Annotated in this window: 16 protein-coding genes and 1 other RNA gene; 7 read left to right on the top strand and 10 right to left on the bottom strand. The window is 25.9% G+C overall.

All coding sequences use genetic code 4. From position 1 onward, the window contains the following. Positions 1-147 precede the first annotated feature (147 nt). The 4 genes from ACFEL5_RS00965 to ACFEL5_RS00950 form a co-directional block, all read right to left on the bottom strand. Positions 148-1,869: a hypothetical protein gene (locus ACFEL5_RS00965; RefSeq protein ID WP_375315487.1), complete on the bottom strand. Its 1,722-nt coding sequence runs from the start codon at positions 1,867-1,869 to the stop codon at positions 148-150. Between the two features lie 43 nt (positions 1,870-1,912). Further along, positions 1,913-2,146: a hypothetical protein gene (locus ACFEL5_RS00960; protein ID WP_375315486.1), complete on the bottom strand. Its 234-nt coding sequence runs from the start codon at positions 2,144-2,146 to the stop codon at positions 1,913-1,915. Between the two features lie 388 nt (positions 2,147-2,534). Continuing rightward, the gene (locus ACFEL5_RS00955) at positions 2,535-3,479 is read right to left on the bottom strand and encodes an IS30 family transposase (protein WP_338966716.1); all 945 of its coding nucleotides are present in this window, start codon (positions 3,477-3,479) and stop codon (positions 2,535-2,537) included. Between the two features lie 76 nt (positions 3,480-3,555). Further along, complete coding sequence (locus tag ACFEL5_RS00950; RefSeq protein WP_375315485.1) at positions 3,556-3,798, bottom strand: helix-turn-helix domain-containing protein; 243 nt, start codon at positions 3,796-3,798, stop codon at positions 3,556-3,558. 168 nt (positions 3,799-3,966) lie between these two features. Here ACFEL5_RS00950 and ACFEL5_RS00945 point away from each other — a divergent pair, with 168 nt between their 5' ends. The 4 genes from ACFEL5_RS00945 (at position 3,967) to ACFEL5_RS00930 (ending at position 8,071) form a co-directional block, all read left to right on the top strand. After that, positions 3,967-4,272, top strand: a complete 306-nt coding sequence (locus ACFEL5_RS00945) for a hypothetical protein (protein ID WP_375315484.1) — start codon at positions 3,967-3,969, stop codon at positions 4,270-4,272. 222 nt (positions 4,273-4,494) lie between these two features. Beyond that, positions 4,495-7,113 carry a valine--tRNA ligase gene (locus ACFEL5_RS00940; protein WP_375315741.1) on the top strand — a complete coding sequence of 873 codons (2,619 nt, stop codon included), beginning with the start codon at positions 4,495-4,497 and terminating at the stop codon, positions 7,111-7,113. Positions 7,114-7,176: 63 nt separating this feature from the next. Further along, the gene (locus tag ACFEL5_RS00935) at positions 7,177-7,524 is read left to right on the top strand and encodes a hypothetical protein (RefSeq protein ID WP_375315483.1); all 348 of its coding nucleotides are present in this window, start codon (positions 7,177-7,179) and stop codon (positions 7,522-7,524) included. 211 nt (positions 7,525-7,735) lie between these two features. Beyond that, positions 7,736-8,071, top strand: coding sequence for a hypothetical protein (locus tag ACFEL5_RS00930; protein WP_375315482.1), 336 nt, complete (start codon positions 7,736-7,738; stop codon positions 8,069-8,071). On the opposite strand, the gene ACFEL5_RS00925 is transcribed toward ACFEL5_RS00930, so the two are convergent. Next, positions 8,068-9,012 carry an IS30 family transposase gene (locus ACFEL5_RS00925; protein ID WP_338966716.1) on the bottom strand — a complete coding sequence of 315 codons (945 nt, stop codon included), beginning with the start codon at positions 9,010-9,012 and terminating at the stop codon, positions 8,068-8,070. The two genes, ACFEL5_RS00930 and ACFEL5_RS00925, sit on opposite strands and share 4 nt — an antisense overlap. Positions 9,013-9,080: 68 nt before the next feature. Here ACFEL5_RS00925 and ACFEL5_RS00920 point away from each other — a divergent pair, with 68 nt between their 5' ends. From ACFEL5_RS00920 to ACFEL5_RS00910, 3 genes are all read left to right on the top strand, one after another. Beyond that, a complete protein-coding gene (locus ACFEL5_RS00920; protein WP_375315481.1) occupies positions 9,081-10,007 on the top strand; it encodes a ComEC/Rec2 family competence protein in 927 nt (308 codons plus the stop codon). A 131-nt stretch (positions 10,008-10,138) separates the two neighbouring features. Further along, positions 10,139-10,468 carry an MBL fold metallo-hydrolase gene (locus ACFEL5_RS00915; protein ID WP_375315480.1) on the top strand — a complete coding sequence of 110 codons (330 nt, stop codon included), beginning with the start codon at positions 10,139-10,141 and terminating at the stop codon, positions 10,466-10,468. 90 nt (positions 10,469-10,558) lie between these two features. Further along, positions 10,559-11,503 carry an IS30 family transposase gene (locus ACFEL5_RS00910; RefSeq protein WP_338966716.1) on the top strand — a complete coding sequence of 315 codons (945 nt, stop codon included), beginning with the start codon at positions 10,559-10,561 and terminating at the stop codon, positions 11,501-11,503. On the opposite strand, the gene trmB is transcribed toward ACFEL5_RS00910, so the two are convergent. The 5 genes from trmB to rnr all read right to left on the bottom strand — a co-directional run bounded on the left by trmB (position 11,487) and on the right by rnr (position 16,721). Beyond that, a complete protein-coding gene (gene trmB, locus ACFEL5_RS00905; RefSeq protein WP_375315479.1) occupies positions 11,487-12,125 on the bottom strand; it encodes a tRNA (guanosine(46)-N7)-methyltransferase TrmB in 639 nt (212 codons plus the stop codon). The genes ACFEL5_RS00910 and trmB overlap by 17 nt on opposite strands. A gap of 16 nt (positions 12,126-12,141) precedes the next feature. Next, complete coding sequence (mgtE, locus tag ACFEL5_RS00900; protein ID WP_338966775.1) at positions 12,142-13,572, bottom strand: magnesium transporter; 1,431 nt, start codon at positions 13,570-13,572, stop codon at positions 12,142-12,144. Positions 13,573-13,714: 142 nt separating this feature from the next. After that, positions 13,715-14,125: a transfer-messenger RNA gene (gene ssrA / locus ACFEL5_RS00895) on the bottom strand. Positions 14,126-14,148: 23 nt separating this feature from the next. Then, a complete protein-coding gene (gene smpB, locus ACFEL5_RS00890) occupies positions 14,149-14,583 on the bottom strand; it encodes an SsrA-binding protein SmpB (RefSeq protein ID WP_375315478.1) in 435 nt (144 codons plus the stop codon). After that, positions 14,574-16,721 carry a ribonuclease R gene (rnr, locus tag ACFEL5_RS00885; protein ID WP_375315477.1) on the bottom strand — a complete coding sequence of 716 codons (2,148 nt, stop codon included), beginning with the start codon at positions 16,719-16,721 and terminating at the stop codon, positions 14,574-14,576. Before rnr ends, smpB begins: the two co-directional genes overlap by 10 nt. Positions 16,722-16,776 lie beyond the last annotated feature (55 nt).

Below are 16,776 nucleotides of genomic sequence, written 5' to 3'. Positions count from 1 at the left end.
AGGACAGAGTGAATTTAAGTTAATTACTTAGAGACACAGTTAATTGTACATTCCCCTTAATTTAAATAATATTAAAATTTGGACTCAGATTATTCTACATAACACATATAAGAAATATCTTGCTCTTTTAATTAATAATGTTAAATTTTATTCTATTCCCAGTCAATCGCCTTCAGTGTTGGTTATAATGACAAAACCATCATTTTTATTATCTAATATTTCAAAATAACCATTTATTTGTTCAAAATGAAGCAATATTACTTTTACGAGAGTATTGAAATCTTCATTTGTGATACTTCCGCCTCAGCCAGAATGATCACTTATAACAAATTTATTTTTAATAATTTTAGTAATGTTTGCTTGTGAATTTTTATTTTGTTTGATTTCATTTCATGTGTTTTTGTTAATTTTAATTTTTAATTTATCATGGGCTAGAAATTTATATCATTTTTCAATGTTATCATAAACATTATGATGAATTGAAGCCGGCAACGCAATATCAGATGTTGAATGATGATGAAAAGCAAAATACATTCATGTTCCTGCAATTGCTAATCCTCCAATTACTAAGGATAGCCCTAGAGTTTCCGGAGCCAGAGCGGCAGCGGTACCAGTTTCTCCAGCTATAACTCCGCCTTCAACCGCCGCTGTTTCGGCAACAGTAATTGTTTCTGCAGCGGCTAAGCTTTCTGTTGTGCTTGTTGATAAAAACGGAGTCATTTCCATTGCTTCTGCATTTGTGACACTAGTGGCAGCGGTACTACTAACAGTCATTTTTGTTCCGTAAGCTGTTAATGCTCCTCAACTTAAAGCTGCTAATCCCGTATTTGTTAATTTTTCTTTAAAAGCTTTTTTATCATTTTCAGATAATGTTTGATAATAACGATTAATTTCATTTAATTTTTTTAATTTTTCTTCTTTTGAAAGAGCGTTGTATTTATTTATTGCCTTGGTAGCTGTTATTTGTGCGTTGATAATATTTTTGTTTATTGGTTTATTTACTACAGGTACATTTTGCTTGATTTTATTATTTTTTTTAATTAAGTTAATTTCTAAATTTTCATCATTTTTTAAACTTTTTTCTTCTGTTTTTTTATCTACAAAATGATATTCATCTTTTTGTAATGGGGTTGTTGTTGGTTCTGGTGCGTTGATAATATCACCTTGATTAGCATCATCATCCTCATTATTGTTAGATAAAATAGTATGGTGTTGCGCGTGATCATCAACCGGTAATTTAATTGCGTTTGTATCTGGTTTCGGGGTTGTTGGTGGTAAATTATCTGGTCTTTTTGTTGTATCAACTACCGGAATATTTCCCTGATTGTCATTAATAGCAATAGGGTGATTTGTTCGATTTTCTTCTGGTATTAAAGCAAAATTATAATGGTTTCCATTTATATGAAATATTTGTATGTTATTATTTGCATTTTGATGCACGGGTTGATATGGGCTATCGTTATCTACTCTAATATTATTATTCATAAGATTACTCATCGCTACTATTTCTGGTGTCCCACCCCATGTTGGGGCTTGTCGCATTCTTATTAAATAATTATCGATATCAACCTCATTAGTTTCAGTAATATTAATAAAATCTCGAAATGTTGGATTTTGATTTTCTAATAATAAATTTGTTTGTCTATCTAAATTGTCTCTGATATAATCGACAACGCGATTGCGAAAGACAATTATTACCAGTCTGTGGGCGGCGGCATCTTGATATCATAATTGATTTAAATCTCTATTATTTTCTAAATCATATTGTTGTAGTAATTTTTGAATATGTAATAGACTTGGTACATAACTATAACATTTTATGCCGACTAAACTATAAAATTCATTTTTATCTTTGTATTTATCTAACATTTGTATTTCATCTAAAAAATAATTATCAAAATAGTAGATAAAATTAAAGGTTATGTACCAAGTCTAATATATTTTTTAAATTTTCTTCACCAAATAATTGAATAAATCTTGTTCTAAATTCTTCATAATTATTTCTCACTGGTAATAAATAAGCTGTTGCTACCGATCAAAATAAACAACTATTATCCGCCGGCACATCATACTGATTATTGTGATTTGTTCCTCTAGTATTTTGGTTTTGGGTGCCACTAGTTCCGGCCTGGTCGCCAACACTCACTCTCTTACTACTGCTATTAGATTTAGAAGATTGGTTTAAAAAACCAGGTTTAAATCCGCCATAATTTGATTTATCTTCTGTAATTGTTTTTTGTGTCTTACTTGGTTTACTTGCTTTTTTAGCAAGTGTAAATGTTACTGTAACTTCGCCAGGGTAATAATTTTCATTATTTGCTTCAATAATTGCCGCAATATTAGTAATGCTGTTTCCTTGTACTTTAACTTGACTAATATCTAATTGTTGATTTTTTTCTTCTAATCGTTCTTTAATTTGTTCATTTGTTCTTCAGTTGGAATTGTTTGTCCACTACTAATTTCAATATTTCCTAACTCAGGTGTTGTAATAACATCTGCCAATTCAATTTGCCAAATTGTAAAGTTAAGTGCAACTAAATTATTTTTCTAACCAAATATTCGATTGGCGAAAGATAATTTAGTATTTTTCTTGGTCTTTGGTTTAAAGACAATATAAATTTATGAACTGCATTTTTAGTAGTGTTTGAAAAATTAAATTTTTTAGGAAATTTTTCTCTAATTAAACCATTAGTATTTTCATTAGTACCTCTTTGTCAAGGTGAATATGCATCAGCAAAATAAATTTTCACATTTAAATTTTTTTCAAGTTGTTGTCAATTAGCAAATTCTTTACCCCTATCAAATGTTATAGTCTTAACAAGATTATTTGGAAGAATTGATAAATAATGACTAATATTTTTGTTAATAACTTTAGTAGTTCTATTTTCAACTAATATTGCTAAAGTAAATCTTGATGTTCTTTCAACTAAAGTTATTAAACATGATTTACTTTTACCTCGTGATGATACTACAGTATCACCTTCTCAATGGCCAAGAGTTATGCGATTATTAACATTTCGTTCTTTAATGGATTTACCATTAAATTTACCCCGATTTTCTTGAGATTTTCGTTTCTTACCTTTTCTTCTTAAATTTTTACTAGTAACCTTTTCAAGTAATCCAGAATAAATTCAATTGTAAATTGTTTTAAAACTAATAATTCATTCTTGATGAAAATTTTTAATTCTGCCATAAATTTGTTCAGGCGATCAACCTAATAATAATTTTTGTTGTACATATTTTACTAATTCTCTATTTTTAAATTTATGAAAATAAACATGTAATTGTTTTCTATTTTCTGCTTTATTTTGTGCAATTAATGAAAAATAATGATTATTATCTTTATTTCTATTAACTTCTCGATTAATAGTACTAATACTTCGATTAAGATTTTTAGCTATTTCACTAATTTTTACTTTAAATTTCAATTGATTCTCAATATAAATTCTTTCATCTATGCCAAGATGTTTGTATCCCATATAAAAACTCCTTAAATTTACTTTTTCTAAAATAAACTTAGCATCATGAAATTTTTATATGAAATCTTTTGCAATTTTATTTACTTGCACTTACAAGTATAATTCAGCGAAAATAAACATGTAATTGTTTTCTATTTTCTGCTTTATTTTGTGCAATTAATGAAAAATAATGATTATTATCTTTATTTCTATTAACTTCTCGATTAATAGTACTAATACTTCGATTAAGATTTTTAGCTATTTCACTAATTTTTACTTTAAATTTCAATTGATTCTCAATATAAATTCTTTCATCTATGCCAAGATGTTTGTATCCCATATAAAAACTCCTTAAATTTACTTTTTCTAAAATAAACTTAGCATCATGAAATTTTTATATGAAATCTTTTGCAATTTTATTTACTTGCACTTACAAGTATAATTCAGCTAATATTAAATATTTTGTTTTATTAATTATTTTTCAAGTAAAAAGGTAATAAATTTTTAGTTGCTTTTCTTTCAAAATTATTCAAATCTTTACCCACCTAACAAAACTTTATGCGCCCTCATTAAACCTGATGTTTTAAATATTTATAAAGCGATTGTGTTAACGAAGCAAACAAGAAGGGTTATTTGAACTAATTTTATGTGAGCATTTGGTTATAACCTTATTGCCTTACCAGTAGCAATGTTATCTGGTTGATTTTGAATATCAATTCCTAATTTTGAATTTGCAATTTTTGCAGCCGCGGCGATGGCATTTTCTGATCTTACTGTTGTTTTAAATTCATTAGACTTGGTACATAACCTTTAATTTTATCTACTATTTTGATAATTATTTTTTAGATAAAATACAAATGTTAGATAAATACAAAGATAAAAATGAATTTTATAGTTTAGTCGGCATAAAATGTTATAGTTATGTACCAAGTCTATTATATTATCGTTGAAAAAAGATTAAATATTAGATTAATTAAGTATCATTTTTTATATTTCTTAATGTTTGATATAATTATTGAAAATAAGTAGGAGAGAATTAATGAAATCATTAAGTAAAAAATATGAGCATTTTGAAGTAGAAAATGGTAAGTATGATTATTGACTAGAAAAACGATTATTTAGTGCTGATAATATTAATAATAAACCTGTTTTTAGTATGATTTTGCCTCCACCTAATATTACTGGTAAATTACATTTGGGTCATGCTTGGAATAATACTTTACAAGATGTTATGGCGCGTTATAAAATTTTAACTGGTTATGGTGTTACTTGATTTCCAGGAATGGATCATGCGGGAATTGCTACCCAAGTAAAAGTTGCTGAAAGAATATGAGATGAAGAGAAAAAACGGATTACTAGTTTTTCTCGTGATCAGTTTATTACTAAAGTTAATTCGTGAAAGGATGAATATGCTCAGATAATTCGTGAGCAATGAGCAAAATTAGGATTAGCATTAGATTATCGTTATGAGAAGTTTACTTTAGATAGTGATGTTAATCAATTAGTTAATGAAACATTTGTTAAATTATATAATGATGGTTTAATTTATCGTGGCAAAAAAATTATTAATTGAGACCCACAGTTAAAAACAGCGTTATCAAATATGGAAGTAACTTATAAAGAAGTTCAAGGTAAAATGTATTATCTTAATTATCCCTTAGTAGATAGTGATGAAATGATTACAATTGCCACAACAAGACCAGAAACGATGTTTGCTGATCAAGCCTTAGTTTTTCATCCTAATGATGTTCGTTATCAAAAGTATCTTCATAAAGAAGTTATTAATCCGGTTAATAAACAAAGAATTCCGATAATTGCTGATGAATACATTGTAATGGAACTTGGAACAGGAATAATGAAATGTACGCCTGCTCATGATTTTAATGATTATCAAATTGCTAAAAGACATAATTTGGATTTAATTATTTGTATGGATTCTGGTGGCATAATGAATGCCACAGCTTTACAATATGAGGGATTAGACCGTTTTGTTTGTCGACAACAGTTAATAGGTGATTTAGAAAAACAAAATTTAGTTGTTAAAATTGCTGATTTTGTTCATCAAGTAGGATATTCAGAACGCAGTGATGCTATTATTGAACCATATTTATCAGAACAATGGTTTGTTAAAATGCAGCCATTAGTAAACAGAGCTTTAAAATTACAAAATAGTGCTGATGCGATTTTGTTTTATCCATCAAGATTTGCAAATATTTTAGATCAATGGTTGGAAAATATTCAGGATTGATGTATCTCCCGACAATTGTGATGGGGTCATCAATTGCCAGTATGATATCATCAAGATACTAAGGAAATTATTGTGGCCATAACGCCACCTAATAAAGAAGAATGAGTACAAGATAGTGATGTTTTAGATACTTGATTTTCTAGTGCTTTGTGACCTTTAATATTTGCGCAACAAAATAATGATAAATTATTTTTTGAAAAATATTTGCCAAATTCCTTGTTAGTTACTGGTTATGATATTATTTTCTTTTGAATTAGTCGGATGATTTTTGAATCATTATATTTAGTTAATAAAAAACCTTTCAAAGCGGTATTAATTCATGGTTTAATTCGTGATGAACAAGGAAGAAAAATGTCAAAATCTTTGGGTAATGGGATTGATCCAATGGATATTATTACTGAGTATGGTGCTGATAGTTTACGATTTTTTTTATTAACTAATAGTACTCCGGGGCAAGATTTACGATTTAGTATTACTAAAGTTCGTTCTTCGTGAAATTTTATTAATAAACTTTGAAATGCGAGCCGATACGTGCTTTTAAATTTAGCCGATGATTTTAAGCCAGTGAATAATATTTTGGATTTACAATTAGAAGCTGTTGATTATTGAATTTTAAATAATTTTAATTTTGTTCTTGAAAAAGTGCAAGCAAATATGGAGAAATATGAATTTGTTGTTAGCGGTAAATATCTTTTTAATTTTGTTTGAGATGATTTTTGCTCTTGATATATTGAGTTATCAAAAAGTAATTTACAAAATCCTAAAACTAAAGTGGCATCAATTCAAGTCTTATTTTATCTTTTAAAGCAAATTATTATTTTATTGCATCCTTTAATTCCTTTTGTAACTGAAGAAATTTATCAAAAGATGTTTAATAATGAAAAATCAATTATGGAAGAAAAATATCCGATAGTTTTAGAAAATATTGCTCCCGTAAATTATTTAGTTAATGTTATTAATATTACAACAGTTATTAGAGAATTACGGGCAACAAGAAATATTAAACATCACATTGCTTTGAATTTTAATTTAAATTCTGATAATCTTGATTATCAGAAGTATGCTCAGGAAATTAATGGTTTTTTGGAAAAGTTAACTAATAGTCAAATGACAACTATTAATAAGAAAATATCTCATTTAGGACAAACAATCGCGCTTCCTTTAATTGATGGAACAATTGATGTTTTTTTAGATATGACAATTAATAAAAAAGAACAAGAATTATTTATTCAAAAACAGTTACAAGATATTCATTATGAGTTAGAACGAAGTAAAACAATATTAAATAATGAACAGTTTTTAAATAAGGCACCAATTGCAAAAGTTAATGCTGAAAAGCATAAATATGAACAGTATGAAGAATTATATAAACAATTGCAAAAAAAATTACAAGACATTTTATCTTAGTTATTAATAAATATTTTAAAGGAAATTCATTGTTTTATAAGTAATTTAATTACGGGTGAAAAAATGAAGAAAACTAAAATTATTATTTTTGCTATTATAATAAGTATTCTTATTTTAATGGGATTTTTATTATCGCATTTTTTTATTAATGCTGATATTAATATCATAAAACCACAACCAAATATTATTACTAAATCAAGTATTGAGATTAATTTTTTAGTCAAAAATAACTTGCCGTTGCTAAGAAATATTTTGCCAAAAAAGATTAGTATTAGTAAAAATGAACAAAAAATTAATAAACAGCGCTTAGTGGACATCATTTTTTATTATCAAGTGCCGTTGTATTATTTTCAGCCTTTGGCAGCAAAAAATTATTACAAGTTATTTACAATGATATTACTATTGAATTAGAACCATTTTCGCAAGACATTGCTAAAGTTTATATTGAAGATATTACTGTGTCTTTTTTGCAAGGTATTTTAAAGTTAGAGCGACGCATTATTAATGACATTGTGAATATTTTATTATCTTCTTTACCCATTGAAGTTCGGTGACCAACTTTAGAGAAATATTTACAGGATAGTAAATTAAATAAATATTATGAAATTATTTTGCAGTTAATATGAGTTTAAAAATATTTCCGACAATCATTTTGATTATTTGCTGGTTGTTGTTAATAACAAATATTAGTTATTATTCGTTGTTATTAACAGGCGTAGCATCATTAGGATTTGTGTTTTATAATATGAAATTTTATTGAAAATATTTCTTTTTTATTGTTATTTTCTTATTTATTGTCTTAATTTTTTTACTAGTAATTAAAACTGTTGTTTTTGAAAATAATAGTTCTGAGCAATGATTAACTGTTAAAGTTGTTCAAAAATATCGTAATTATTATGTTGTTGAATATCAAAAAAAATATTTAATGATGCCAAATTGTAAAGTTAAGTGCAACTAAATTATTTTTCTAACCAAATATTCGATTGGCGAAAGATAATTTAGTATTTTTCTTGGTCTTTGGTTTAAAGACAATATAAATTTATGAACTGCATTTTTAGTAGTGTTTGAAAAATTAAATTTTTTAGGAAATTTTTCTCTAATTAAACCATTAGTATTTTCATTAGTACCTCTTTGTCAAGGTGAATATGCATCAGCAAAATAAATTTTCACATTTAAATTTTTTTCAAGTTGTTGTCAATTAGCAAATTCTTTACCCCTATCAAATGTTATAGTCTTAACAAGATTATTTGGAAGAATTGATAAATAATGACTAATATTTTTGTTAATAACTTTAGTAGTTCTATTTTCAACTAATATTGCTAAAGTAAATCTTGATGTTCTTTCAACTAAAGTTATTAAACATGATTTACTTTTACCTCGTGATGATACTACAGTATCACCTTCTCAATGGCCAAGAGTTATGCGATTATTAACATTTCGTTCTTTAATGGATTTACCATTAAATTTACCCCGATTTTCTTGAGATTTTCGTTTCTTACCTTTTCTTCTTAAATTTTTACTAGTAACCTTTTCAAGTAATCCAGAATAAATTCAATTGTAAATTGTTTTAAAACTAATAATTCATTCTTGATGAAAATTTTTAATTCTGCCATAAATTTGTTCAGGCGATCAACCTAATAATAATTTTTGTTGTACATATTTTACTAATTCTCTATTTTTAAATTTATGAAAATAAACATGTAATTGTTTTCTATTTTCTGCTTTATTTTGTGCAATTAATGAAAAATAATGATTATTATCTTTATTTCTATTAACTTCTCGATTAATAGTACTAATACTTCGATTAAGATTTTTAGCTATTTCACTAATTTTTACTTTAAATTTCAATTGATTCTCAATATAAATTCTTTCATCTATGCCAAGATGTTTGTATCCCATATAAAAACTCCTTAAATTTACTTTTTCTAAAATAAACTTAGCATCATGAAATTTTTATATGAAATCTTTTGCAATTTTATTTACTTGCACTTACAAGTATAATTCAGCTGATAAAAAAATATTTTTTTAATATTAGTTTAAATATTGCTGATCAAGTTAAAATTAAAGGCATAATATTTAAGCATCAAGCAATTAATAATTTTCATCAATATAATTGGGGTTGAGATTATTATGGTAAGCATATTGTTGGTGAAATTAAATTAACTAATAAGCAGTATTTTCATTATGAAGTGTTCACATTACGAAATTATATTTGAAAATGATTACAACAGTATGATTATAATAATTTGTTAGATTTTTTTCTTTTGCAAAATTATTCTGATAATCATTCTGAGTTATTAGCAATGTGACAAAAATTAAATGTTAGTCATTTATTAGTAGTTAGTGGTTTTCATATTAATTTACAAATAACATTATTGCGTTGGGTTTTATGTAAGTTAATTAAAAAAAGTATTTTGCGAAATAGTATTATTTTTGCTTGATTAAGTTTTTATGTTTATTTATTAAATTGACAATTATCAGCATTAAGAGCATTGTTATATTGAACAGGTTCATATATTAATAAAATTTTTAAATTAAATATTTCATCATTAGATTTATGAGCAGTAGTTTGTTGTTTTTTTCTGATAATGAATCCCTTGGTACTTTATCAAACTAATTGGCAATTTTCATTTTTAATTAGTTTAATAATAATTTATGTTAATCAAATTTGTTGAAATTTTAATAAAATTATGAAGTTATTATTTACGCAATTAACTATTAGTATTATTACTTTGCCAATAACGATATATATGCAAGGTCATATTAATTTATTATTTTTAGTTCATCAAATTATTTTTAGTAGTTTAGTTCAAATTTTTTATTATTTTTTTCTTGTTATTATTTGAATTAAACCGTTATTGTTTTTTTACATTATCTTTATCAAGGAATTTTAATATTTACTTATTTTTTAGTTTCAACAACGATATTTTTCCATTTAACAGAAATGCCAGTGTGATTTTATTTTATATATTATGTTATTGTTATTTTGCTTTGCTATGGGTGAAATAATTATGTTGGAAAAATAATGGCATTTTTGGGATATGTTTGTGTATGAGGATATTGAATGCTGGTCCCATATTTAAATTCATCATTATCCGTGCAAATGTTAAATGTTGGTAATGCTTTGAGTATTTTAATAAAATTACCTCATAATCAAGGAAATATTCTTTTTGATGCGGGAATTGATAGTTTGAATAAAAATAATTCATTAATTTTAGATTATTTAAAACGAGAAGGTATTAATACTCTTGATGCTGTGTTTATTAGTCATAATCATCAAGATCATAATAATAATTTGCAATATTTACAGCAAAATTTATATATTAGAAATATATATGCTGAATTATACTTGTAAGTGCAAGTAAATAAAATTGCAAAAGATTTCATATAAAAATTTCATGATGCTAAGTTTATTTTAGAAAAAGTAAATTTAAGGAGTTTTTATATGGGATACAAACATCTTGGCATAGATGAAAGAATTTATATTGAGAATCAATTGAAATTTAAAGTAAAAATTAGTGAAATAGCTAAAAATCTTAATCGAAGTATTAGTACTATTAATCGAGAAGTTAATAGAAATAAAGATAATAATCATTATTTTTCATTAATTGCACAAAATAAAGCAGAAAATAGAAAACAATTACATGTTTATTTTCATAAATTTAAAAATAGAGAATTAGTAAAATATGTACAACAAAAATTATTATTAGGTTGATCGCCTGAACAAATTTATGGCAGAATTAAAAATTTTCATCAAGAATGAATTATTAGTTTTAAAACAATTTACAATTGAATTTATTCTGGATTACTTGAAAAGGTTACTAGTAAAAATTTAAGAAGAAAAGGTAAGAAACGAAAATCTCAAGAAAATCGGGGTAAATTTAATGGTAAATCCATTAAAGAACGAAATGTTAATAATCGCATAACTCTTGGCCATTGAGAAGGTGATACTGTAGTATCATCACGAGGTAAAAGTAAATCATGTTTAATAACTTTAGTTGAAAGAACATCAAGATTTACTTTAGCAATATTAGTTGAAAATAGAACTACTAAAGTTATTAACAAAAATATTAGTCATTATTTATCAATTCTTCCAAATAATCTTGTTAAGACTATAACATTTGATAGGGGTAAAGAATTTGCTAATTGACAACAACTTGAAAAAAATTTAAATGTGAAAATTTATTTTGCTGATGCATATTCACCTTGACAAAGAGGTACTAATGAAAATACTAATGGTTTAATTAGAGAAAAATTTCCTAAAAAATTTAATTTTTCAAACACTACTAAAAATGCAGTTCATAAATTTATATTGTCTTTAAACCAAAGACCAAGAAAAATACTAAATTATCTTTCGCCAATCGAATATTTGGTTAGAAAAATAATTTAGTTGCACTTAACTTTACAATTTGGCGTTTAATAAATTTCTTCTCATACTCTGTTAAAAACATACTAGATAAACTATCTTGCTCTTGAACTAATAATTTTCAATGAGAATCACTCCTCAAACTATTAATAGTAAAGTCAAATAATATCGCATTATCAGTACGAATTAAAATTTTACCAGCATCAACAAGGATATTTTTATATGCTAATAAAAATTTAGGATGCGTTAACCTTCTTTTATAATGTTTTTTCTTTGGTCATGGATCAGAAAAATTAAGATATATTTCGGTAATTTCATTAATAGCAAATATATTTAAAATATTATTAGCATCAATTTGAACAAATTTTAAGTTATTAGGAATTTTTTCTAATGCTACCACTTTCTTTACTGCTACCATTAATACTACTTCCGATTTTTCAATGGCAATAAAATTTATCATTGGATATTTATGTGCCATAGCAATAATAAAGTCTCCTTTACCACATCCAATTTCTAAATGACAAGGTTGAGTATTATTAAAAATTTTTGATGCTCAATTACCTTGATAAGTTTGGGGCTCTTGAATAACAATTTGATAATTATTTTTTAAAAATATTTTTGCTTGCGGATTATTTCGTAATCTCATATTATTCTCCTATCTATTAAGTAACAAAAAATAGTAAAGCGATAGAAAAAAAGATTGTTGTTGATACACAGTCAATAATTGTTGTTACCAAAGGAGCAGCCATAACAGCTGGATCCATTCTTAATAATTTTGCAACAATTGGTAAAATTCCTCCCGCTACTTTAGAAATAATAATAACGATTCATAAAGATAATGAAATTGTAATCATTGAAGCTCACTGATCTCAATGTAAAACACCATCATATTTAATAAGATTAATAATAATCATTCTAATAAAGTTAAAGCAAATTAAAATTAAACCAACAAAAAAAGATATTCTTAATTCTTTCCAAACAACTTGCCCATAATCTTTAACTGTAACATCACCTAATGATAATGCACGCACAATAGTCGTTGATGCTTGACTTCCAGAATTTCCTCCCGTATCAGCAATAATTGGTAATAACGGTACTAATAAAGTTAAAAACTTATTAGATAAATCACTACTATTTTTATTAGCACCAAATAAAGGTAAAAAAGCATCAATAACTAATTCCGAAAAAGTAGCTGATACTAATAAAAATAACAATCAAAATATTCGCGAACGAACAATTCTTCAAACTGGAGTTTTTAAATATAACATCTCAGTTGGTTTAATCGCAGCTAACTTTTCAATATCTTCTGTTGCTTCTTCTTCCATAACATCTAAAATATCATCAACAGTAATAATTCCAATTAACACATTTTGCTTATTAACAACAGCAACTTCATTTAAATCATATTTTTGAACAATATTAGCAACTAATTCTTGATCACTATGAGCATCAACACTAACAACATTAGTTTCCATTACACTATTAACTTCTTCTTTGCTATTAGCAAAAACTAAATTTCTTAAACTAATAACTCCTAATAACTTATTCTTACTATCAGTAACATAATACTTATCACTATTTTCTGCTCTTTCACCCAGTTGTTTCACTTTTTCCAATGCTTGACCAACTTTCTCATGTTGAAGCAACTGCACAAAATCAACTGACATAATTGAACCAGCACTATTTTCTTCATAATTTAATAAAATATTAATTTCTTTTCTTTTATCACGCGATGCATTGATAATAAGCTTTTTCACAACTTCTTCAGGTATTTGTTCCAATAATTCAACAATATCATCAGCATATAATTGATTAACAATTTGCGTTATTTCCGTATTATTTAACTCATTTAATAACATTATTTTTATTTCCGTATCAAGATTAATAAAAACTTCACTAGCTATTTTTGAATCTAACAACCGTACTAAATATAAAACTTCACTAAGATTTTCCATTTTATTAATTACATCAGCTAAATCAGCACTATGCAAATTTTTTAAAATTTTTTCTAAGCTTTTCTTATCATTAATATTAACTAATTTTTGCAAATTGCTAATATTTATTTGTAATAACGACTTATTATTAATAGACACTAGCATTTTACCTCACAACAATGTTATTTTACTATTTATGTAATATTAATTATATCTTGTTTAACAATAAAAGTCTTTTGTTATTTAACAATAAAATAAAAAGTAAACTTATTGTTTACTTTTTATTTTATATTTACATTTATGGTGGAGATGGTGGGAATTGAACCCACGTCCAAAAATAAGTCCCAATTAACATCTACAGTTTATTTTATTCAAGAAAAGTTCATTAAAGAAAAATATGAATAAACAAGTAATATCTCTAACTAGTTAATAGAATTTCAACATTGCTTATTAACATCACAATATCTAGTTTATCAAGTATCAACATTAAACTAGCCTAGATAAACTTACGCTAAAATAATGTGCTATTTATATCCTTTAAAAGGTTGAATTAAGCAACTAATGTTGCCCCAACAAAGTTATGATTTAACATATATGTTGGAATAGCTTGATGTTCTTTTTTATTTCCGGTTATAACACCTCGAAGTAGATAAGGTTTACCACACCACTGCAGTTAATTGTTTGTTATTTCTGTCGAATCCAGTGCACCCCCATAAGTATATTATATCAAATTTATTAAATCTTTTGAATTTTTCGTTCCATATCGCGTTTTTTAATAGTCTCTCTTTTATCATAAAGTTTCTTAGCTTTTGCTAACGCAATTTCAATTTTAACTAAACCCTTACTATTAAAATATATTTTAGTAGGAACTAATTGTAAATTTTGCAATTTTATTTTCGCTTCCAACTTTAAAATCTCTTTTTTGTGTAATAATAACTTTCTTGAACGATTAGGATCCAGTTTAGCACTTGATGCATAAGCATAAGTACTAATATGTAAATTTAAAATTAGTGCTTCTTGATTTCTAATCAAAACATAACTTTCTTGTAATGATACATTAGATTCCCTTAAAGATTTAACCTCAGAACCTTGCAATGCAATTCCAGCTTCATAACTATCTATTAATTCATAATTAAATCGTGCTTTACGATTTGAAGCAATTATTTTCATTGTTTAACCCTACCATTACCATTTTTAGGATCTTTAAGGATAAAATCAATTTTTCTTTCTAACTTACTAGCGTGCTTAACCTCAATATTAACAATTTGTCCAAGATAATATTCTTTTCTTGTTCTTTCACCAACTAAGCGCATTGTTTTTTCATTATAGTTATAATAATCATTTCGCATATCACTAACACGAACCAATCCTTCAATAGTATTTTCTAATTCTACAAAAATCCCAAAATTAGTAACTGAACTAACAATTCCCGAAAATCTTTTTCCAATTTGTGTTTCCATATACTCAGCTTTTTTCATTTGTTCTACTGCTCTTTCACACTCTAATGCTTTCATCTCAGAAATACTAGACTGTTCGGCTTGATTTTGTAAAATCGCTGTATACTTATCAACAATAACATTATTAATTTGTTTTTCAAAAAGATATTTTCTTAACATCCGATGAACAATTAAATCTGGATAGCGACGAATTGGTGATGTAAAATGAGTATAACAGTCACTTGCTAAACCAAAATGCCCAATATTATTAATATCATAACGCGCTTTTTCCATACTTCGTAAAAACAAAGTAGCAACAACTTGAAATCAAGGTTTATCTTTAATATTTTCCAAAGTTAATTGTAAATCTTTAGCATAAACATTCTCAACTTTACCCTTAATGTTATAACCCATTATTTTTAATACATTATACACTTCTCTTAATTTTTTAATTTTTGGTTTATCATGAATGCGATAAATAAATGGCAAATTCATTCAATAAATAGTGCTAGCAACAGTTTCATTAGCACGAATCATAAAATCTTCAATTAACATTTCTGCTGTTGCCCGATTTCCCAAAGTAATATCACTAATTTTACCATTTTGATTAATAATTAATTTAGCTTCATTTAAATTAAAATCAATAACCCCCGCTTGCTCTTTATATTTTCTTAAAATATGATGTAAATCACGAGCAATTAAAAGCATTTGATAAATTTCAGGATGAGTTTTAATAAAATCTGGATTTTGATTACTAAAAGCTAAATTTACTTCATCATACGACATTCTTCGCTTAGTTTTAATAACTGCTGGATATATTTCATTACTAATAGTTTCACCAACAGCATTAATTTCCATTTCACAAACTATCGTTAACCGCATCTCATTTTCATTTAAAGAACAAATACCATTTGATAATTGTGGTGGTAACATCGCAATAACACGATCAACTAAATAAACAGAAGTCCCACGAATAAAAGCTTCTTTATCTAAAGCACTATTCTCAGCAACATAATGTGCCACATCAGCAATCGCAACAAATAATTTATAATTTCCATTATCCAACTTAACAACACTAATAGCATCATCTAAATCTTTAGCATCACTACCATCAATAGTAATAAATAAATTATTTTGTAAATCTCTCCGACCAATTAATTCTTCAGCCATTACCAATGGCGAGATTTTTTTTACTTCATTTAATGTCGCATCATCAAATTTTGTCTTAACAAAAAACTCGTGAACAACAGCGATGACATCAATTCCCGGAGTATTAATATTACCAATAATATCCTGAATTTCTAATGAGACCAATTGATTTTTACTAACAGACACTATTTTAGCAATAACAATTGTATCAATAATTGCCATATTTAAATTAGTAACTACAAGGACTAAATGTTGCAATTTAATATTATTAATTTTTAAAAATTTTGTTTTATTTACTTCATTAAAACAAACAGTAGCGACAACCGTCGTTAAAGGCCTTTTTAATACTTCAATTACTCGAGCCTCAAAATGTCGGGCATCATTTTGCTTAATATTTTTAGTAGCAAATAAAACCTCATCCATATCTAAACAACCATTTAAGTCTTGTGATTTAACAAAATACTCTTGATTATCTTTAGTTTTAATAAAACCAAAACCCTTAGAATGCAGTTGAATAATACCAGTAAGTAATTGATTTTGTAAATTTAAGGAATATTCATTATTACTATTAACTTTTAAAACATCATTAATTACTAATTCCTTAAGTTCCAACACCATTAATTCATATTGTTCTTTATTAGTAGTTTCAAGATAATTACTAATTTCTAACTTTGAAAGGGTTCGCTTTTCATTTTTTAAAATATTTAAAATTTTTTGCTTCATATACTCTCCATCAGTCATTAAACTATTAGAACTTTCAAGAACTAATAGTTTAAAT

The sequence above is a fragment of the Spiroplasma endosymbiont of Tipula paludosa genome (assembly GCF_964264785.1).
Classification (GTDB): Bacteria; Bacillota_I; Bacilli_A; order Mycoplasmatales; family Nriv7; genus Nriv7.
The sequence above is the reverse complement of the archived record's forward strand: the minus strand, read 5'-3'. Positions and strand labels throughout refer to the sequence as shown.